Genomic DNA, 18,719 nt, shown 5'->3' on the forward strand with positions numbered 1-18,719 from the left:
GCATGCGCCCATGCCGGGCGCGCCAAAAAAAAGGCAGCCCGGTTGCCCGGGCTGCCTTTTGGCGTGAATGCGCAGTATTTACTTGGCTGCAGTCTTGCCGAAACGGTTGCGGAAGCGCTCGACGCGGCCGCCCATGTTGTCGACCGACTTTTGCGTGCCGGTGTAGAAGGGGTGCGATTCGCTCGAAGTGTCCAGCTTGAACATAGGCAGTTCGCGGCCGTCTTCGGTCGTGCCCTTTTCCTTGGTGTTCACGCAGGAGCGGGTCACGAATTTGAAGCCGTTGGACAGGTCAACGAACAGCACTTCGCGGTAGTTGGGGTGAATTCCTTCTTTCATGATCTTCCTTAGGTCAAGTGCGGTAGCCGTGTCCAACCCGATGCAACCTTTGCACCGGTTCGAATTGAACGTACTTTCCGCAATAGAAAAGCCCCCGAGTATACCGCGGGGGCTTGATGTGCAGGCACAGCCATGTGCCGGGGTGGGGATTAGCCGCCGCGGCGCATCATGTCGAAGAAGTCGTTGTTGGTCTTCGTCGCCTTCATGTTCTTGATCATCAGCTCGGTGGCTTCGACGTCGTCCATGTTGTAGAGGAACTGGCGCAGGATGCGCGTCTTGTTCAGGATCTCGGGCGACAGCAGCAGCTCCTCGCGGCGCGTGCCGCTCTTGTTGAGCTCGATGGCCGGGAACACGCGCTTTTCGTAGAGGCGGCGGTTCAGGTGCAGTTCGCTGTTGCCCGTGCCCTTGAATTCCTCAAAGATCACTTCGTCCATGCGGCTGCCGGTGTCGACCAGCGCCGTGGCGATGATGGTCAGCGAGCCGCCTTCCTCGACCTTGCGCGCCGCGCCGAAGAAGCGCTTGGGGCGTTGCAGGGCGTTGGAGTCGACACCGCCCGACAGCACCTTGCCCGACGAGGGCACGACGTTGTTGTAGGCGCGGGCCAGACGCGTGATCGAGTCGAGCAGGATCACCACGTCCTTCTTGAGTTCGACCAGGCGCTTGGCGCGCTCGATCACCATCTCGGCCACGTGGACATGGCGCGTGGCGGGCTCGTCGAAGGTCGAGGCAATGATTTCGCCCTTGACCGAGCGCTGCATTTCCGTGACTTCCTCGGGGCGCTCGTCGACCAGCAGCACCATCATGTGCACGTCGGGGTGGTTGGCGGTGATCGCGTGGGCGATGTTCTGCATCATCATCGTCTTGCCGCTCTTGGGCGGGGCGACGATCAGCGCGCGCTGGCCGCGGCCGATGGGGGCGATGATGTCGATGATGCGGCCGGTGATGTTCTCTTCCGACTTGATCTCGCGTTCGAGGCGCAGCTGCTCCTTGGGGAACAGCGGCGTCAGGTTCTCGAACATCACCTTGTGCTTGTTCTGCTCGGGCGGGCCGCCGTTGACCTTGTCGAGCTTGGTCAGCGCGAAGTAGCGCTCGCCATCCTTGGGCGTGCGCACTTCGCCTTCGATCATGTCGCCGGTGTGCAGGTTGAAGCGGCGCACCTGGCTGGGCGAGATGTAGATGTCGTCCGTGCTGGCGGTGTAGCTGGTGTCGGGGCTGCGCAGGAAACCGAAGCCGTCGGGCAGGATTTCAAGCACGCCGTCGGCGAACACTTGCTCTCCGGCTTTGGCGCGTTTCTTGATGATGGCAAACATGATTTCCTGTTTGCGCATCCGGCCAACGTTCTCGATCTCGAGCTCTTCGGCCTGCTTCAAGACTTCAGACACGTGCTGTGCCTTGAGTTCATTAAGGTGCATGGGGTTACTCCTTGGCGGAGTTAGTGGAATCAGGAATGAGGCGGAAGGCTGGGCGATACACGCGGTCGTGGGCCAAGCTTGCCTAGGGATCTCGAAACGGCCGTCGATGCAGTGGGCCGGTGATCTGTGCAGATTATGACAGGAAAAATTCTGCAGGTCTGAAATAAAGAACCGGGGCTGCATCGCGCCGCCCCGGACTCAGGCAACCTCGTGCGGAAGAACTCCGCCCGAGGTTGCCTGTGGATCAAGCGAGTTGCTCGTCCAGGAATGCCGTCAGCTGGGTCTTGCTCAATGCGCCCACCTTGGTCGCAGCGAGTTCGCCGTTCTTGAACAGCATCAGCGTGGGGATGCCACGGATGCCGAACTTCGCGGGAATCTCGCGGTTTTCGTCGACGTTCATCTTGGCGATGGTGACCTTGCCCTGGTAGGTGCCCGCGACTTCGTCGAGGATGGGGGCGATCATCTTGCAGGGGCCGCACCATTCTGCCCAGTAGTCCACCAGCACCGTGGTGCCGGCTTGCAGCACTTCGGCTTCGAAGGAGGCGTCGGAGAGATGTTTGATGAGGGCGCTTGCCATGGAGGTTTCCTTGGTGTGTTTGCTGAATGGGGCGAAGGTTCGCAGACTGGTTTCGATTGTGACAGAAACACATCTCCAGTCGGAGCGTATGGGCGACGCCTGGTGCTATGACTGTCATAGCGTAAAACGATGAGAATGCGAATCTGGCGGTATTGTGCGCGGATGCGCGCCGTCGATTTGTCTTAACGAGGAAAACCTGAATGACTGAAGTCCCCACCCACCGCGCGCAACTGGACTGCGAGGTCGCCATTGTCGGTGGCGGGCCGGCCGGCCTGATGGCCGCCCAGCGCCTGGCGCAAGCCGGCGTGCGCGTGCATCTGTTCGATGCCATGCCTTCGGTGGGGCGCAAATTCCTGCTGGCCGGCAAGGGCGGCCTGAACCTGACCCATTCGGAGCCCGCGGATGCGTTTGCCGGGCGCTTTGGCGCACGGCAAACGCAGATCGAGCCGATGCTCGAGGGCTTTGGCGCCGATCAGGTCAAGGCCTGGGCCGCGGCCCTGGGCATAGAGACTTTTGTCGGCACGTCGGGGCGTGTGTTCCCCGTGGGCATGAAGGCCGCGCCGCTGCTGCGCGCCTGGCTGGTGCAGTTGCGCGGCCTGGGCGTGCAGTTCCATACGCGCCACCGCTGGCTGGGCTGGGACGAAGCCGGCGCGCTGCGCTTTGCGACGCGAGCCGGCGAGGTGCCGGCCGGCGAGACGCTGGTGCGCGCGCGTGCGCTGGTGCTGGCATTGGGCGGTGCGAGCTGGCCGCAACTGGGCTCCGACGGCGCCTGGGCGCCGTGGCTGCAGGCGCGCGGCGTGCAGCTCGCGCCGCTGCAGCCCGCGAACTGCGGCTTCGACGTGCTGAACGTGGCGCCCGGCAGCGCCGAAACGCGCCGGGAATTCCTGCGCGAACTCGTGGGCCTGGAGGCGGCGCCGGCACGCGGCTGGACGCCGCACTTCCAGCAGCGTTTCGCGGGCCAGCCGCTCAAGTCGGTGGGCTTGTCGTTCACCGACAGCCAGGGGCAGGCATTCGCGCGGCGCGGCGAGTTCGTCGTCACCGAAACCGGCATCGAAGGCAGCCTGGTCTATGCGGCTTCGCAGTGGCTGCGCGACGCAATCGCGGCCCAGGGCCATGCCACGCTGCACCTCGACCTGCTGCCCGAGCACGACGCCCAGCGCGTCGACGCCGAAGTGCGCCACCCGCGCGGCTCGCGCAGCCTGAGCAGCCACCTCAAGAGCCGCCTGGGAATCGATGGCGTGAAGATGGGCCTGCTGCATGAAGTGCTGGGGCGCGACGGCGTCAACGACCCGCAGGCGCTGGCCGCGGCAATCAAGGCCTTGCCGCTGACCCTGGTGGCGGCAAGGCCGGTCGCCGAAGCCATCAGCACCGCGGGCGGCGTGGCTTTTGAAGCGCTCGATTCCAAGGGCATGCTGCAGGCGATTCCCGGCGTGTTCTGCGCGGGCGAAATGCTCGACTGGGAAGCGCCCACGGGCGGCTATCTGCTGACAGCCTGCCTGGCCAGCGGCGTGCAGGTCGCTGACGGCGTTCGGCAATTTCTGGGCGAGGCGGTCAAGGGCTGATGGCGATACCGGCCGGCGCCCGGCGCCGGTCGAACGCAAAACCCCCACTGCATGGTGGGGGCTGTATCGAAGGGGGAGGGGTGATCGGCGCTGTGCCGATCGGAAGGGCAAAGGCGGCGTGGCCGGCCATTCCATGAGGACCTCTGCGAATGCAGACATCCTGGAAAGAAGTTGACGAGCCTTACCCCCGGCACTGACTCTACAGTTAGGGCTGCTTGGTTCCCCACCTGACCCGGTTGGCTGCTTCACCATGCGGGGAGGCCCGTCACTGGCGATTGTACCGCAGACCGGCGGGTCGGTTTGCAAAGAGACCCCAGGATGGATGGGCCGCGATCTTCCAAAGCGCGCGTTGGTGCACTTTGCCTGCGTTGCACGGGTAAAAATACCGGGTTCAGGCGCCGGCCCCGGTTGGCCCCGTAGAATCGCAGCCATGTCCTACCTCGTGCTTGCCCGCAAATACCGCCCCCGCAATTTCTCAGAAATGGTGGGGCAAGAGCACGTCGTGCAGGCCTTGTCGAATGCCTTGACGCAGCAGCGCCTGCACCACGCCTACCTGTTCACGGGCACGCGCGGCGTGGGCAAGACCACGGTCTCGCGCATTCTGGCCAAGTCGCTCAACTGCCAGGGTGCCGATGGCCTGGGCGGCATCACGGCCACGCCCTGCGGCGTCTGCGCGGCCTGTACCGAAATCGACAGCGGTCGCTTTCCTGATTACACCGAGCTCGACGCGGCGTCCAACCGCGGCGTGGACGAAGTCCAGGGCCTGCTCGAGCAGGCGGTCTACAAGCCGGTGCAGGGGCGCTTCAAGGTCTTCATGATCGACGAAGTGCACATGCTCACGAACACGGCGTTCAACGCCATGCTCAAGACGCTCGAGGAGCCGCCCGAGTACCTGAAGTTCGTGCTGGCCACGACCGATCCGCAGAAGGTGCCGATGACGGTGCTGTCGCGCTGCCTGCAGTTCAACCTGCGGCCCATGGCGCCCGAAACCGTGCTCGACCATCTGGGCCAGGTGCTGGCCGCCGAGAACGTTCCGGCCGAGCCGCAGGCGCTGCGCCTGCTCGCGCGTGCCGCGCGCGGCTCTATGCGCGATGCGCTGTCGCTGACCGACCAGGCGATTGCGTTTGGCAGCGGGCAATTGCTCGAAGCCGGCGTGCGCCAGATGCTGGGCAGCGTCGATCGCTCCTATGTGTTCCGCCTGATTGCCGCACTGGCCCAGGGCGATGGCCGCAGCGTGGTCGAGACCGCGGATGCGCTGCGCCTCAACGGCCTGTCGGCCGCGTCCACGCTCGAGGAAATGGCCGCGGTGCTGCAGCGCATGGCCGTGGTCCAGGCCGTGCCGCAGATGGCGCACGACGAGAGCGACCCCGAAGCCAGCGAGATCGCGCGTCTGGCGGGTGCCATGCCGGCCGACGAAACCCAACTGCTCTACAGCATCTGCCTGCATGGGCGTGCGGAACTCGGGCTTGCGCCCGACGAGTACGCGGCGCTGACCATGGCGCTGCTGCGGCTGCTGGCCTTCAAGGCCCCGGCTGAAAAAAAAACTCCAGCGATAGCTGAAGCGGCCCCGGCCGCTGTTGCGCCAACGCCTGTGGCGCCGATGCGGGCTGCACCTGCGCCGGCGCCGGTTCCAGCGCCCACGCCAGTGCGCGCGGCCGCGCCCGTGCCGGTCCCTGCGCCTGCCCCTGTGCCAGCGCCTGCGCCTGCGCCTGCCCCTGCGCCTGCTCCTGTGCCAGCGCCGGCCCCTGTGGCCGCCCCTGCTGTCCCGCGCCAGCGCATAGCGCCCGCTGCGGCACAGCGCCAGCCCATGCCCGAAGCCGTGGCATTCGACAGCGACCCCATCGGCATGGACAGCGTCGAATTTGCGCCGCTTGAAGTGCCGCCCTGGGAATCCCTGCCTTCCGATGCGCCCGCGCCGCGCGCGCCTGTGCCGCAGGCGGCGGTCGAAAGCATGCCCGCGCCCGAACCCATGGTTGCAGCCCGTCCCGCCTGGACACCTTCCGAGCCTTCAGGCGAGCCCGTGGTGGCCACGCCCGAAGGCGAGCGCTGGTTTGCGGCCGTGCAGCAGTTGATTGCCAGCGAGGCCATCACGGCGCTGGTGCGCGAGCTCGCGCTGCAGTCGCAGCTCGTGGGCTGCGAGGGCGACCATTGGACGCTGTGCGTGCAGCGCCAGTCGCTGAACCAGGCGACGGCGCGCGAGCGGCTGCGCGCGGCGCTGGCCGAAGCCGGCCTGGCGCAGCAACTGAGCGTCGAGATCGGCCCGGTCACGGACACGCCTGCCCGGCGCAACGCCGCTGCGGCGCAGCAGCGCCAGCGCGTGGCCGAGGACATTGTGATGAATGACCCCCTGGTGCAAACATTGATGCGCGAGCATGGCGCGCGCATTGTGCCGGGTAGTATCAAACCTGCTTAAACACTGAAAAGGAAACAACCTATGTTCAACAAAGGACAACTCGCCGGCCTCATGAAGCAGGCCCAGGCCATGCAGGACAACCTCAAGAAGGCCCAGGATGAGTTGGGCCATGTCGAAGTCGAAGGCGAGTCCGGCGCCGGCCTGGTCAAGGTGCTGATGACCTGCAAGCACGACGTCAAGCGCGTGACCATCGACCCCAGCCTACTGGCCGAGGACAAGGACATGCTCGAGGACCTGGTGGCCGCCGCGTTCAACGCCGCCGTGCGCAAGGCCGAAGAGACTTCGCAGGAAAAAATGGGCAAGCTGACTGCGGGCATGCCCGGCCTGCCCGGTGGAATGAAGTTCCCTTTCTGACATCGCTTGTGGCCGGGCGCAGTGGCTGCCGGCCCATGCATCGACCTGCAGAGCGCCTGCGATCCCGGAGTTCCTGGATCGCATTTGCGTTCGCAGGTCTTTTTTTCGCCTTGCGGCTTGCCCGAGAATGAGAATCCATGACCGTCCCCGATGTACATCCCCTCGATGATTTGATCCAGGCCCTGCGTCGCCTGCCGGGGGTGGGCGTCAAGTCGGCCCAGCGCATGGCCTACCAGCTGTTGCAGCGCGACCGCGAAGGCGCGGTGCAGATCGCGCGCGCGCTGGACACCGCGCTGCAGGAGGTCCAGCATTGCGCACAGTGCCATACGTTCACCGTGGGCCGCCTGTGCGCGATCTGCCAGGATGAGGGCCGGGATGCGGCACGTCTTTGCGTGGTCGAAACGCCCGCCGACCTGGCCGCGATGGAGCGCACGGGCGCCTACCAGGGCCGCTACTATGTGCTCATGGGCCGGCTGTCGCCGCTCGACGGCATTGGCCCGCGTGATATAGGCCTGACCGAGCTGCTCGCGCGCACGGCCGAAGGCGGCGTGCAGGAAGTGATTCTCGCGACCAGCTTCACCGCCGAAGGCGAGGCCACCGCGCATGCGATCAGCGAGGCCTGCAAGAGCCGCGGCGTGCATGTGACGCGGCTGGCGCGCGGGGTTCCTGTGGGCAGCGAACTCGAGTATGTGGATCTGGGCACGATTGCCCATGCCTTGGTGGATCGCCGCTGAAAACGGGCTTCGAAAGACTGCAGCAAAGGAGCTATGCCATGAATGCCTTGTCCCCCCATTTCACCGTTGCCTACTGGTGCGTGCTGATTGCCGCGCTGCTGCCCATGGTCTGCGCCTACCTCGCCAAGGGCCGCGGCTTTGGCAAGCCAAGGGAGCAGGGCGGTTTCGACAACCATGATCCGCGTGCCTGGCTGCAGCGGCAGACGGGTTTCCAGGCGCGCGCCAATGCGGCCCAGGCGAATAGTTTCGAAGCCCTGCCGTTCTTCATCGGCGCGGTGATCATTGCCCACCAGCTGGGCGCGCAGCAGACCTGGCTGGACCTGCTGGCGCTGCTGTTCGTGCTGCTGCGCGGCTTCTACATCCTGATGTATGTCGCCGACATGGCGACGGCGCGCAGCCTGGTCTGGGCCGTGGCCATGTTCGTCAACGTGGCGATCCTGTTCATCGGCTATCGCTGAGTTCGCAGCCCCGGGCGGGCTGCCGCGCGGCTCAGCGCTTCTTGACCTTGGACGGCGTGCCGCCCTTCTTGCTGGTCTGCGCCGGGGCCTTGTTCGAACGCGCCGAGACCGCGACCTTGGCGCCCGCACGCGGGCGCGAAGCCGTGACCGAGGCTGCGCGCAGCGGCAGGAACATGACGATCGACTGCCCGGCCTGCAGGGCCGAGCCGACCTTGAGGCCATTCCAGTCGGCGACGCTGGCCGCGCTGACCCGGTGGCGGCGCGCGAGGCTGGCCACGGTATCGCGCTTTTGCGCCTTGACGGTGGTGCGGCGGGTCACGACTTCCGGCGCGAACGCCATGTGGCCATTGTCGGCCACCTGGCTGGATACATCGGTCAGCGTGCTCGCGGTGCGCGGCACCATCAGCGCCGAACCGGCCTTGATCACCATGCGGGGCGGGATGTTGTTGATCGCGCGCAAGCCGTCCTCGCTCATGCCCACGCGCTGGGCGGCGTCGGCCACGGTGAGCGTCGAAGGCACGGTCCAGACGGTCCAGCTCGAATACTGGCCCTTGTCGTAGGCGTCGAGGTTGCGCTCGAACACCTTGGCGTTGTCCCAGGGCAGCAGGATCTGCGGAATGCCGGCGGCGAAGATCACGGGCCGGCTCAGCGAAGGATTGAGGGCGCGGAAATCGGCCACCGTCACGTCGGCGAGCTTGGCTGCGAGTTCCACGTCGATGTCGCGCTTGATGTCGACAGCCTGGAAGTAGGGGTGGTTCTCTATCAGTGGCAGCTCGGCGCTGAAGGCCTCGGGCGTGCTGACGATGTTCTTCACGGCCTGCAGCTTGGGCACATACAGCCGCGTTTCCGCGGGCATGTTGAGTTCGGCATAGGTGATGCCCAGGCCGGCCTTGCGGTTGCGCGCGATCGCGCGTCCTACGCTGCCTTCGCCCCAGTTGTAGGCGGCCAGCGCCAGGTGCCAGTCGCCGAACATGCCGTGGAGCTTTTGCAGGTAGTCGAGCGCGGCGCGCGTCGAGGCCAGCACGTCGCGGCGGTCGTCGCGAAAGACATTCTGCTTGAGGTCGAAATAGGTGCCGGTGGCGGGCATGAACTGCCACATGCCGGCGGCCTTGGCGCTGGACACGGCCTGCGGATTGAACGCGCTCTCGATATAGGGCAGCAGCGCGAGCTCCGTCGGCATGTCGCGGCGCTCGAGCTCTTCGACGATGTGGAACAGGTATTTGCTCGAGCGCTCGGTCATGCGCAGGATGTAGTCGGGCCGGCTCGCATACCACTGCTCGCGGTCCTGCACCAGTTCATGGTCGAGGTCGGGCATGGCAAAGCCGCGCCGGATGCGCTCCCACAGATCGGCCGGTGCCGACAGCGAGGCCACGCCGGGCGCCGTGACCTGGGTGCGCTTGATCGGGCTCAGCGCGCCATTCGGGTAGTCGGGCGTGTGGCTGGAGGCGGTCTGGGGCGTGGGGGAGGATGCGTCGGGCGTGACGGTGGCGCAGCCAGCGAGCCAGAGCACGCTGCTGAGCAATACGGGGTAGAGAAGCTTCATCGGAAATCGTTTTTCCATGCACGCAATGCCGCAAGCACCTCATGGGCTTGCTGCGGGTGGATACGCGCGTCATGGCGGTGGGCGGCTGCGGCCACCGCGGTTTCGCGCGTACGAAGAAAGGGGTTGATGCTGCGTTCCAGCACCATGCTCGAAGGCAGGGTCGGCCGGCCCTGGGCGCGCAGGCCCTGGCAGTGCTCCATGTGGTGGAGCAGCGCCGCGTTGTTTGGTTCCACCGCCAGCGCAAAGCGAAGGTTGGAAAGTGTGTACTCGTGCGCGCAGCACACCTGGGTGGTGTCGGGCAACGCGGACAGCGCGTCGAGGGACTGCTGCATCTGCGCCGGCGTGCCTTCGAAAAGCCGCCCGCAGCCGCCTGAGAACAGCGTGTCGCCGCAGAACACCACCGGTTGGGGCATCGCCGTGGCGCTGTAGAAGGCCACGTGGCCGGCGGTGTGGCCGGGCACATCGATCACCAGCCAGGGGCCGCCGAGCGCGTCGACCTGGTCGCCGCCCTGCACGCGCGTCACGGGCTCGGGCAGGGTTTCGCGCGCCGGCCCCCAGACCGGCGCGCCCGTGGCGGCGCGCAGTGCCGCCACGCCGCCGACATGGTCCGCATGGTGGTGCGTGATTAGAATGGATTGCAATTGCAGCGCGTGGCGCTCCAAGGCCGCGAACACGGGAGCCGCTTCGCCCGGGTCTATGACCAGGGCCTGGCGGCCGTCGTGCAGCATCCAAATATAGTTGTCAGAAAAAGCGGGCAGCGGCAACAGGTTCATGAGCGACAAAATTATAGGGATGCACCACTGGCTTGATTCCCCCACCGGGCGCTATCTGCTCGACTGGGAGCAGCAACGCTGCGATGAAGCCGTGGCGGATGTGTTTGGCTACCATAGCCTGCAGCTGGGCCTGCCTATGCTACAGGGCTTGCGCGCCAACCGCATGCCCCATCGTTGGCTGGCGCTCGAATCGAGCGCCGAAGCTGCGGCATGGGCGTCGGCCGCGCCCGTTCAGGCCGCAGGCGACTGGCCCGCACGCGCCGTGCTCGAACCGTCGGCGCTGCCGTTCGCCGAAGCCAGCCTCGACCTGCTGGTGCTGCCGCACACTCTCGAACGCACGCCCGACCCGCATGGCGCGCTGCGCGAAGTCGCGCGCGTGCTCGTGCCCGAAGGGCGGGTCGTGATCTGCGGCATCAACCCTGCAAGCTGGTGGGGAATGCAGTCGGCGCTCGCGCCGCGCAGCGCGCGCCTGCCCGATGCGCGCAGCGCCATCGGCTACTGGCGGCTGCGCGACTGGCTGCGCTTGCTGGCGCTGGATGTGCAGGCCGTGGAGTTCGGCTGCCACCGGCCGGCGGTGCAATCCGCGCAATGGCATCAGCGCTGGGGCTGGATGGACGCTTTGGGCGACCGTGCGTGGCCCATACTCGGGGGCGTTTACTGCGTGGTGGCCATCAAGCGCGTGCCGGGCATGCGCCTGCTGGAGCCGGCCTGGCGCCAGCGGCAAAAGCTTGCGGCGGCCGCGGCGCCGCTGGTCCACCGCAGCCATAGAAAAATCTAGAGGGAAAAACGTTGAATCAAGTTGTGATCTATACCGATGGCGCCTGCAAGGGCAACCCCGGACCCGGGGGCTGGGGCGTGCTGATGCGTGCTGGGACCATGGAAAAGGAATTGTTTGGCGGCGCGTTGGGCACGACCAACAACCGCATGGAAATGCAGGCCGTGATCGAGGCCCTGGCCGCGCTCAAGCGGCCCTGCGACGTGACGCTGTTCATCGACAGCCAGTATGTGCTCAAGGGCATCACCGAATGGATCCATGGCTGGAAGGCCAAGGGCTGGCGCACGGCCTCGAAGGAGCCCGTGAAGAATGTCGAGCTGTGGCAGCGGCTCGACGAGCTGGTGAGCAATGGCGGCCACCGCATCGACTGGCGCTGGGTCAAGGGCCATGCGGGCGATCCGGGCAATGAGCGCGCCGACATGCTGGCCAACAAGGGTGTCGAAAAGGCCCTGGGCCGTGGCTGATCTCAGTCGCGCGGTAGTTTTGCGAGTTCCGCCGCCAGGCTTGCGCTGTCCTGGGGGCGCACGCTGCGCCCCACTTCCTGGCCGTCGCGCAGGAACACCAGCGTCGGCCAGAGCTTGACGCGAAAGCTGCGGCCCAGCGGCCGGCCCGGGCCGTCCTCGATCTTCAGGTGCCGTACGTCGGCGCGCGCGTCCAGGGCCTCGCGGATCAGCGGCTGCGCGCCCTGGCACCAGCCGCACCAGCCGGTACCGAACTCCAGCACCGCATTGCCCCGCAGGGCCTGAACGTCTTGTGTGGAAGGGGCGAGGGGCTGGGTCTGGTAGGACATGCAGTTTTCCTGTGAAATGGGAGAAGGCGCGGGCCGGCGCCCGGCGGCTTCAGCCATCGCTGGCGTGGACCGCGCGGACCTGGTTGCGGCCCTCTTGCTTGGCACGGTACAGCAACTGGTCTATGCGTTCAATGCAGTCCGCCAACTCCTGGCCGGGCTCGATCTGGCCCACGCCGGCGGAAATGGTGATAGGCATGGGCAGCATGTCGGCGCAGGCCTGGTGCACCGCATGCCGGCAGCGATCGAGCGTAGAGACGGCGCTGGCCTCGTCGCAGCCGGCCATGATCAGCAGGAACTCCTCGCCACCCCAGCGGATGATCTTGTCGCTGGCGCGCAGGCATCCAGCCAGGGCCCCGGCCACCGTGGCCAGCACCTTGTCGCCCGTGGGGTGGCCGAAACGGTCGTTGACCTGCTTGAAGTAGTCGATGTCCACCAGCGCCAGCGCCAGCGTTGCGCCGAGCGCGCGCGACTGGGCGACGGCGTTTTCGAGGTGCAGGCTGCCCGAGGTGCGCGTGAGCGCGCCGGTCAGGCTGTCGTGCTGCATCTGCTCGCGAAAGGCGCGCTCCGACAGGACCCGGGCGGTGATGTCGCGGACCATGCTCACATAGTGCGTGACTTCACCCTGGCGGTTGCGCAGCGGCGTGATGCTTTCCTCGCAATGCACTTCCGTGCCATCCGTGCGGCGGTTGACGAAGATCTCGCGAACGGGCTGGCCGTCCGTGAGCCGGCTCCAGAGCGCGGCATAGAACGCCTGGTCATGCCGGCCGGACTGGGCTACCGACGGCTTGCGGCCGACCAGCTCGCGCGCGCGCAAGCCGGTGATTTTCTCGTAGCCCCGGTTGGCGAATTCGATGATTCCCAGGTGGTTGCAGATCAGCACGCCGTCCTCGGTGGCGTCCAGCGTGCGCGCGAAGATGTCCGACGAGGCCTGGGCCTGCGCGATGGCGCTCAAGTCGTGCTGCACCGAAACGAAGTGGGTGATGCGTCCGTTGCCGTCGCGCACCGGCGAGATGTTCCATTCGAGCAGGTAGGGCGAGCCGTCCTTGCGGTAGTTGAACGTCGAGCCCTTGAAGAAGCGCCCTTCGGCGACGCAGCTGCGCAGCTCGGCGATGACTTTCGCGCAGGTCTGCGGGCCCTGGAGCATGCGCGGATTGCGCCCCAGCAGTTCGTGCGCCGCGTAGCCGGTCATCTCGCACAGCGCCGGATTGACATAGACGATGCGGTGCCCGTTCTCGACCGCATCGGTGATCAGCACGGCATTGAATGCCTGGTGTATGGCCTGCAGCAGCAGGGCCGGCAGGGCGTCAGGCACGCTGGCAGCCGGTGGCGAGGAGGGCGAGCGGGAACGCATGCAGATGTTGTCGTGCCCTGAAAGGGGTGGCAAAAATGCTGCGCCACCCGAGGTGGCAGGGCAGCGCCCAGGGAAGTTCTGCTCCAATCATCGCGCCGTGTGCATCTGCGGGCTCAGGCAGCAGCCCAGCCCATCCTGATCCGCCGCGCACACTTACCGCTCGCTTGATGCAGAGCTCCCCTTGCCAGATTATGCCGGTTCGGCGCTGATCTGTATGGTCAGATCGCTGCGTCGAACATCAGCACTTCGACGGCTTCGCCGGCCTGCACCGTGCCCTGGTCATGGTGCAGCACGATCAGTCCATTGGCCTGGAGCATGGAGCTGAGCACGCCCGAGCCCTGGTTGCCCGTGGTGCGCACCTGCAACCGGCCGTCCGGGCCCGTGCTGACGATGCCGCGCTGATACTCGGTGCGGCCCGGGCGCTTGCGCAGGGTTTCGCAGCTGTGCGCCTGCAGCAGCGGCTGCGGTCGTGCGCGCCAGCCCATCATCTGCGCCAGCGCGGGGCGCACCAGCGCGATGAAGGCCACCATGGCTGCGACCGGATTGCCCGGCAGGCCGAACAGGATGGCGGGCCTGGCCCCGGCGTCCAGCCGGCCCACGGCCAGCGGCCGGCCGGGCCGCATCGCAATGCGCCAGAAAGCCACTTCGCCCAGGCGCTGCAGCAGGGGGCGCAGGTGGTCGGCGTCGCCGGTACTCACGCCGCCGCTGGTGATCACCGCATCGGCTTCGCTGGCCGCGCGCCGCAGCGCCGCCTCGAGCAGCGCCGGGTCGTCGCCCACGGGGGCGCCTTCGATGACGTCGACGCCCAGCCGGCGCAGCAGCGCGCAGATGGTGTAGCGGTTGCTGTCGTAGACCGCGGCGGTGCGCGGCGCTTCGCCGGGGCTGAGGATTTCATCGCCGGTGGAGAAATACGCGACCCGCAGCCGGCGAAACACGCGTACTTCGGCCAGGCCCAGGCTGGCGAGCAGGCCCAGTGCCGCGGGAGCGAGGCGTTCGCCGCGCGCCAGCGCCACCGCGCCCTGCTGCAGGTCTTCGCCGCAAAGGCGGCGGTTGGCGCCCGCACGCAGCAGATCGGGCGCGATTGCGATGTGCTCGTCCCCGTCCAGCGTGACGAGCTCCTGCGGCACGACGGTGTCCAGGTCCGGCGGCATGACGGCGCCGGTCATGATGCGCAGGCATTCGCCGGACGCAAGCGCCCCCTGCCAGGTGGCGCCCGCATGCGCGCGGCCCGCGACGCGCAGCCGCAGGCCGCGGCCGGGTTGCAGCGCGCCGCCGGCGAACGCATAGCCGTCCATGGCGGAGTTGTCGTGCGCGGGCACGTTGATGGGCGAGACCAGGTCGTCGGCCAGCACCCGGTCCAGCGCTTGGCCCAACGGCAGGACTTCGCTGCCCTCGGGCGCGGGCAGGTGAGCGGCCGCCAGGGCACTCAGAAAGCGCTGGGCCGTGGCCACGTCGAGGGACTCGGGGTCGTAGCCTTGCAGGCGGGCGGCAATTTCCGGCAGGGTGGTCATCGGGCGTTTTCCAGGGCGTGCAGCTCTTGCAGGGTATTGGCGTTGGCGAAGGCGCGCGGGTCGTCTTCGGGCCGGTCGAACGCCACGCTGATGCAGCGGTGCGCGCGCGCCCAGGTGTCGATCTTGCGCCCCCCCTGGGCGGTGTACTGCTGCAGGCTGGGCAGCAGCGCGGCCTGCAGCAGGCAGAAGACGGGCTGGTCGCGCCAGCGCGCATGGCCTTGGGCGTCGGTTTCACGGCCCGCTGCAAAAACGATTTCGGCGTTGCGCGCGGCAGCGGCACTGGCCAGGCGCTGCGCGAGATCGAGCGGAAACAGCGGCGTGTCGCAGGGCACGGTCAGCAGCCAGGGCGTGGGGCAGTGGGACAGGCCGCAGAGGAAACCGGCGAGCGGGCCCGCGTAGTCGCTGAGGCTGTCGGGCCAGACCGGCACGCCGAAGTCGGCATAGCGCTCCAGATGGCGGTTGGCGTTGACCAGGCAACTGCCGACCTGGGGTGCGAGCCGCTGCAGCGCATGCCGGGCCAGCGGCAGGCCGCGAAACGGCTGCAGGCCCTTGTCCACGCCGCCCATGCGCGCGCCGCGGCCGCCAGCCAGCACCAGGCCGGTGATGTCGTGGGCGCGCACGGCTTCAGCCACCGATGTAGCTCATTTCTATGCGCCGGCCGGGGCTGGCGCTGCCCGCCGGCAGGCTGGCGCGCAGTTCCGAATACTGGTCGCTGCGCTGCTGCCACAGCGGCGCGATCGCGCCGGCGAGTTCGGCGTCGCTGGCGCCGCCGCGCAGCAGGCTGCGCAGATCCCAGCCCTGGGACGCGAACAGGCACAGATAGAGCTTGCCTTCGGTCGACAGCCGCGCGCGGTTGCAGTCGCCGCAGAAGGCTTCGGTGACGCTGCTGATGAAGCCGACTTCGCCCAGCGCGGGGTCGTATTCGCCACTGGCGTTCGCATAGCCCCAGCGCGCCGCGGTTTCGCCGGTGCTGGCCGGCGCGAGCGCCACCAGCGGGAATTCGGACTGCAGGCGTTCGCGCACCTGGGCCGAAGGCAGGACTTCGTCCATGCACCAGCCGTTGGTCGCGCCCACATCCATGTATTCGATGAAGCGCAGGGTCACGCCCGTGCCGCGGAAAAAGCGCGCCATGGGAAGAATCTGGTCATCGTTGGTGCCGCGCTGGACCACCATGTTGACCTTGATGCGCTCGAAGCCCACGGCCTGCGCGGTCTCGATGCCGCCCAGCACGTCGGTGACGGCGAAGTCGACGTCGTTCATGCGGCGAAACACCGCGTCGTCGAGCGCGTCCAGGCTCACCGTGAGGCGGCTCAATCCCGCGTCCCTGAGCGCGCGCGCCTTGCGCGCGAGCAGCGAGGCATTGGTGGTCAGCGTCACGTCGGGCGGCTGGCCTTCGGCGGTGCGCAGCGCCGCGAGCTGCGCGACCAGGGCCTCGAGGTTCTTGCGCAGCAGCGGCTCGCCGCCCGTGAGACGGATCTTGTGCACGCCATGGGCCAGGAACACGCGCGCCAGGCGCGTGATTTCCTCGAAGCTCAGCAGTGCGCTGTGCGGCAGGTAGGTGTAGTGCTTGTCGAACACTTCCTTGGGCATGCAGTACTGGCAGCGGAAGTTGCAGCGGTCGGTCACGCTGATGCGCAGATCACGCAGCGGCCGGCCCAGCTGGTCGCGCAAATGACCGGTGGGGGAGACGGAGAGCCGCGGCACAGCCGCAGACAAGGCTGCTGTGCGCTGATCTACCAGGGGAATCACTCGTACAGCCATGGGGGGTATTTTGCCGCAATCGGGGGCGGTCGGCCCGGGGGGGCGGCATGCCCCGGTGGGCACCGGGGCCAGTGCGGCCTCAGACGACGGACTTCTGCGCCACCGGGCTGTCCGGGGCTGCGGGACGGGGCGCGCTCCAGTGCACGAACTGCGGGTAGTAGGCGGCCACGCCCGGGCCGTCGAAGTCCCAGCCCAGGCACTGGCCCAGGTGGCGCGGAGGCTGGTCGGGGTTGTCGCTGGCAAACACGTTGGGCATGGACTGGAACGCGGCCGTGGCCATGTTGAACAGCAACTCGCGCAGGTGGGTGCAACTCGCAACGCCGCCCAGGTGTTCCTGGATGGACTTGCGCCAGCCGCGGGACATGTAGCAGCCCACCATCTTCTGCAGCGCCGCCGACGCTTCGGGGCAATGGCCCAGGGGGTGGGAGTCCATGGCCACTTCGATGGCCTGCACCTGCAGCGCCCGGTCGACGGTGGTGCGAATCCACATGTGGTGGATGGCCGTGCCTGCGGGAACCTTGCGGTTGCCCTGGAAGACCTTATCGGCCGCCTTGCTGTCGTGCAGCTCGCCTTCTATGTCCCAGAGGCCGTCGGGGCGGGAAAAGCTGCGGTAGCGCACATCGCGCAGGTGCTGGGGGGTGCGGTGGGGGATTTCGGTCAGGGGCATCGTGGATTCTTCGAGGCGGGGCGCTGCGGTGCAGCTGCCGGATGCCTAGACCGTAGCGAACAATCGGCGTGCAGGCAAGCACCTGTGTTCGGCTCAGGGCAGCGTCGGTGGCGGCGGCACACAGCTCTCGCGCAGTTTTGCGAGGTCCAGGATTTCGAGCTTGCCGCGGTACAGGCGGATCATGCCGCGTTGCTGCAGGTCCTGCAGGATCTGGTTGGTGGTCTGGCGCGACAGCGCCAGCATGCGCGCGAGCTGCTCCTGAGACAGATTGAGCATGCGGCGCGACTGCGTGGTGTCCAGGCGCAGGCCGTAGTCTTCGGCCATGGTGACCAGCCGGCGCGCGAGCCGCTGCGGCGCGGCGAGCACGGACTGGTCTTCGAGCGTGACCAGGGCCTGGCGCAGCTTGAGCGCCACCAGCAGCGCCAGCGAGCGCCAGTGTTCGGGGTGCTGCTCCAGCCAATGCTGCAGCGGCGCGAGCGGCACCTGCAGCACGCAGCTGGGTTCGGTGGCATGGACATCGTGGGTGCGCGCCGACTGGTCGAACAGCGACAGCTCGCCAAACCAGGCGGGCGATTCGAGCAGCGTCAGCAGCGTGCTGCGCGGGTGCGCACCGTCGCCGGCGCTGGAAATGCTCAGCGTGCCGCGCAGCACGGCGTAGAGTCCGCCGGGTGGATCGCCGCGCAGGAACACGGCTTCGCCGGGCGCGAGCTGCTGGATGCGGGCCAGCCCCGTGAGCTGCTGGGCCAGTGCCTTGGGCAGTTCATGGAACCAGCGGCCCGAACGCAGGATGATCAGGTGCTCGGGCAGCAGCGGGGAAAAGACGGGTGAGGGCGCTTGCGTCAGCATCACGACAGGCATGGCGGTGAATGGGCAACGCCCTATTGACGCATGCCTGCCGGTTTTCCTGACGCATGAAAACCCTGATCCTCCGGCTGGTCGAATCGACGCACGCGGCGCGCGCAAACGGCCGGCCCAGGTGATTTTCCACGGCGCGCGCGGGGATGTGCCGGGGCTGCGCCTAAAATCATGGCCAATCCCGCTGTGGACCGCTTCATTTCATTCAACTCACTACCATCATGTCCCTCGACAAAGTCTCCCCTGGCAAGAATGCGCCCGACACGTTCAACGTGGTCATTGAAATTTCGGCCAACGCCCATCCCGTGAAGTACGAAGTGGACAAGGAATCGGGTGCGATTTTCGTCGACCGTTTCATGACCACGGCCATGCACTACCCCACCAACTACGGCTATGTCCCGCAAACCCTGTCGGGTGATGGCGACCCGGTCGACGTGCTGGTGATGACCCCGTTTCCCCTGCCCCCGGGCGTGGTCGTGCCCTGCCGCGTGCTCGGCATTCTGATGATGGAAGACGAAGCCGGCGTGGATGGCAAGGTGCTGGCCGTGCCCACCGCCAAGATCCTGCCCTCGTACAGCAAGATCGAATCGATCGCCGACGTGCCCGAAATCACGCTGGCGCAGATTTCGCATTTCTTCGAGCACTACAAGGACCTCGAAAAGGGCAAGTGGGTCAAGGTCCAGGGCTGGCAAGGCGTGGAAGCGGCCAAGAAGGAAATCGTCGACGGCATCAAGAACTACAAGGCCTGAGCCGCACAGCAAGCCATGGCCCGACGCACGCGCTTTCAGCCACGCCGCTCCAGGGTGGCGGGACTGGCGTGCCCACCGGGCCACGGGCATTGAATTCA

20 protein-coding genes and 1 other RNA gene are annotated in these 18,719 nt (G+C 67.1%); 8 read left to right on the forward strand and 13 right to left on the reverse strand.

Annotated features, from left to right (window positions below; translation table 11 throughout):
* Nucleotides 1-78: 78 nt before the first annotated feature.
* The 3 genes from GVL12_RS11085 to trxA all read right to left on the reverse strand — a co-directional run bounded on the left by GVL12_RS11085 (nt 79) and on the right by trxA (nt 2,325).
* Entirely contained in the window at nt 79-336 is a 258-nt protein-coding gene (locus tag GVL12_RS11085; protein ID WP_159913812.1) for a type B 50S ribosomal protein L31, read from the reverse strand.
* A gap of 149 nt (nt 337-485) precedes the next feature.
* Nucleotides 486-1,748 (reverse strand): transcription termination factor Rho, encoded by a 1,263-nt coding sequence (gene rho / locus GVL12_RS11090; protein ID WP_159913814.1) that lies wholly within the window; start codon nt 1,746-1,748, stop codon nt 486-488.
* Nucleotides 1,749-1,992: 244 nt separating this feature from the next.
* The gene (gene trxA / locus GVL12_RS11095; protein WP_159913816.1) at nt 1,993-2,325 is read right to left on the reverse strand and encodes a thioredoxin TrxA; all 333 of its coding nucleotides are present in this window, start codon (nt 2,323-2,325) and stop codon (nt 1,993-1,995) included.
* 200 nt (nt 2,326-2,525) lie between these two features.
* Here trxA and GVL12_RS11100 point away from each other — a divergent pair, with 200 nt between their 5' ends.
* Nucleotides 2,526-3,887 carry a TIGR03862 family flavoprotein gene (locus GVL12_RS11100; RefSeq protein ID WP_159913818.1) on the forward strand — a complete coding sequence of 454 codons (1,362 nt, stop codon included), beginning with the start codon at nt 2,526-2,528 and terminating at the stop codon, nt 3,885-3,887.
* A gap of 170 nt (nt 3,888-4,057) precedes the next feature.
* Here the strand turns inward: GVL12_RS11100 and ffs are convergent.
* Nucleotides 4,058-4,154, reverse strand: an RNA gene (gene ffs, locus GVL12_RS11105) — signal recognition particle sRNA small type.
* Nucleotides 4,155-4,317: 163 nt separating this feature from the next.
* On the opposite strand from ffs, the gene dnaX reads away from it, so the two are divergent.
* The 4 genes from dnaX (at nt 4,318) to GVL12_RS11125 (ending at nt 7,846) form a co-directional block, all read left to right on the forward strand.
* Nucleotides 4,318-6,300: a DNA polymerase III subunit gamma/tau gene (dnaX, locus tag GVL12_RS11110; RefSeq protein WP_159913820.1), complete on the forward strand. Its 1,983-nt coding sequence runs from the start codon at nt 4,318-4,320 to the stop codon at nt 6,298-6,300.
* A gap of 21 nt (nt 6,301-6,321) precedes the next feature.
* On the forward strand, nt 6,322-6,654 hold the full coding sequence (locus GVL12_RS11115; protein ID WP_159913822.1) for a YbaB/EbfC family nucleoid-associated protein: 333 nt from the start codon (nt 6,322-6,324) through the stop codon (nt 6,652-6,654).
* Nucleotides 6,655-6,791: 137 nt separating this feature from the next.
* Complete coding sequence (gene recR / locus GVL12_RS11120) at nt 6,792-7,388, forward strand: recombination mediator RecR (RefSeq protein WP_159913824.1); 597 nt, start codon at nt 6,792-6,794, stop codon at nt 7,386-7,388.
* A 38-nt stretch (nt 7,389-7,426) separates the two neighbouring features.
* Nucleotides 7,427-7,846, forward strand: coding sequence for an MAPEG family protein (locus tag GVL12_RS11125; RefSeq protein WP_159913826.1), 420 nt, complete (start codon nt 7,427-7,429; stop codon nt 7,844-7,846).
* A gap of 31 nt (nt 7,847-7,877) precedes the next feature.
* Here the strand turns inward: GVL12_RS11125 and GVL12_RS11130 are convergent, their stop codons facing one another.
* Nucleotides 7,878-9,389 carry a transglycosylase SLT domain-containing protein gene (locus GVL12_RS11130; RefSeq protein WP_159913828.1) on the reverse strand — a complete coding sequence of 504 codons (1,512 nt, stop codon included), beginning with the start codon at nt 9,387-9,389 and terminating at the stop codon, nt 7,878-7,880.
* Entirely contained in the window at nt 9,386-10,162 is a 777-nt protein-coding gene (gene gloB, locus GVL12_RS11135; RefSeq protein ID WP_159913830.1) for a hydroxyacylglutathione hydrolase, read from the reverse strand. The genes GVL12_RS11130 and gloB overlap by 4 nt, the downstream gene beginning before the upstream one ends.
* Here gloB and GVL12_RS11140 point away from each other — a divergent pair.
* The gene (locus GVL12_RS11140; RefSeq protein ID WP_200843677.1) at nt 10,161-10,940 is read left to right on the forward strand and encodes a class I SAM-dependent methyltransferase; all 780 of its coding nucleotides are present in this window, start codon (nt 10,161-10,163) and stop codon (nt 10,938-10,940) included. The genes gloB and GVL12_RS11140 overlap by 2 nt on opposite strands.
* An 11-nt stretch (nt 10,941-10,951) precedes the next feature.
* Complete coding sequence (rnhA, locus tag GVL12_RS11145) at nt 10,952-11,401, forward strand: ribonuclease HI (protein ID WP_159913832.1); 450 nt, start codon at nt 10,952-10,954, stop codon at nt 11,399-11,401.
* A gap of 2 nt (nt 11,402-11,403) precedes the next feature.
* Here rnhA and GVL12_RS11150 read toward each other — a convergent pair whose 3' ends face one another.
* The 7 genes from GVL12_RS11150 to GVL12_RS11180 all read right to left on the reverse strand — a co-directional run bounded on the left by GVL12_RS11150 (nt 11,404) and on the right by GVL12_RS11180 (nt 17,863).
* A complete protein-coding gene (locus tag GVL12_RS11150) occupies nt 11,404-11,727 on the reverse strand; it encodes a thioredoxin family protein (protein ID WP_159913834.1) in 324 nt (107 codons plus the stop codon).
* A 49-nt stretch (nt 11,728-11,776) separates the two neighbouring features.
* Entirely contained in the window at nt 11,777-13,039 is a 1,263-nt protein-coding gene (locus tag GVL12_RS11155) for a PAS domain S-box protein (RefSeq protein ID WP_200843678.1), read from the reverse strand.
* Nucleotides 13,040-13,296: 257 nt separating this feature from the next.
* Nucleotides 13,297-14,589, reverse strand: a complete 1,293-nt coding sequence (gene glp, locus GVL12_RS11160) for a gephyrin-like molybdotransferase Glp (RefSeq protein ID WP_159913838.1) — start codon at nt 14,587-14,589, stop codon at nt 13,297-13,299.
* Nucleotides 14,586-15,221 carry a molybdenum cofactor guanylyltransferase MobA gene (gene mobA / locus GVL12_RS11165; RefSeq protein ID WP_200843679.1) on the reverse strand — a complete coding sequence of 212 codons (636 nt, stop codon included), beginning with the start codon at nt 15,219-15,221 and terminating at the stop codon, nt 14,586-14,588. Before mobA ends, glp begins: the two co-directional genes overlap by 4 nt.
* Nucleotides 15,214-16,350 carry a GTP 3',8-cyclase MoaA gene (moaA, locus tag GVL12_RS11170; RefSeq protein ID WP_159913840.1) on the reverse strand — a complete coding sequence of 379 codons (1,137 nt, stop codon included), beginning with the start codon at nt 16,348-16,350 and terminating at the stop codon, nt 15,214-15,216. Before moaA ends, mobA begins: the two co-directional genes overlap by 8 nt.
* 79 nt (nt 16,351-16,429) lie before the next feature.
* Complete coding sequence (locus tag GVL12_RS11175) at nt 16,430-17,017, reverse strand: DUF2889 domain-containing protein (RefSeq protein ID WP_159913842.1); 588 nt, start codon at nt 17,015-17,017, stop codon at nt 16,430-16,432.
* Nucleotides 17,018-17,110: 93 nt separating this feature from the next.
* The gene (locus tag GVL12_RS11180) at nt 17,111-17,863 is read right to left on the reverse strand and encodes a Crp/Fnr family transcriptional regulator (RefSeq protein ID WP_159913902.1); all 753 of its coding nucleotides are present in this window, start codon (nt 17,861-17,863) and stop codon (nt 17,111-17,113) included.
* Between the two features lie 230 nt (nt 17,864-18,093).
* Here GVL12_RS11180 and ppa point away from each other — a divergent pair, with 230 nt between their 5' ends.
* Nucleotides 18,094-18,621 (forward strand): inorganic diphosphatase, encoded by a 528-nt coding sequence (gene ppa / locus GVL12_RS11185; protein WP_159913844.1) that lies wholly within the window; start codon nt 18,094-18,096, stop codon nt 18,619-18,621.
* The last annotated feature ends 98 nt before the right edge of the window (nt 18,622-18,719 follow it).

Origin of the sequence: Pantoea sp. 18069, from assembly GCF_902706035.1 — a bacterium.
Lineage (GTDB): Bacteria > Pseudomonadota > Gammaproteobacteria > Burkholderiales > Burkholderiaceae_C > Comamonas.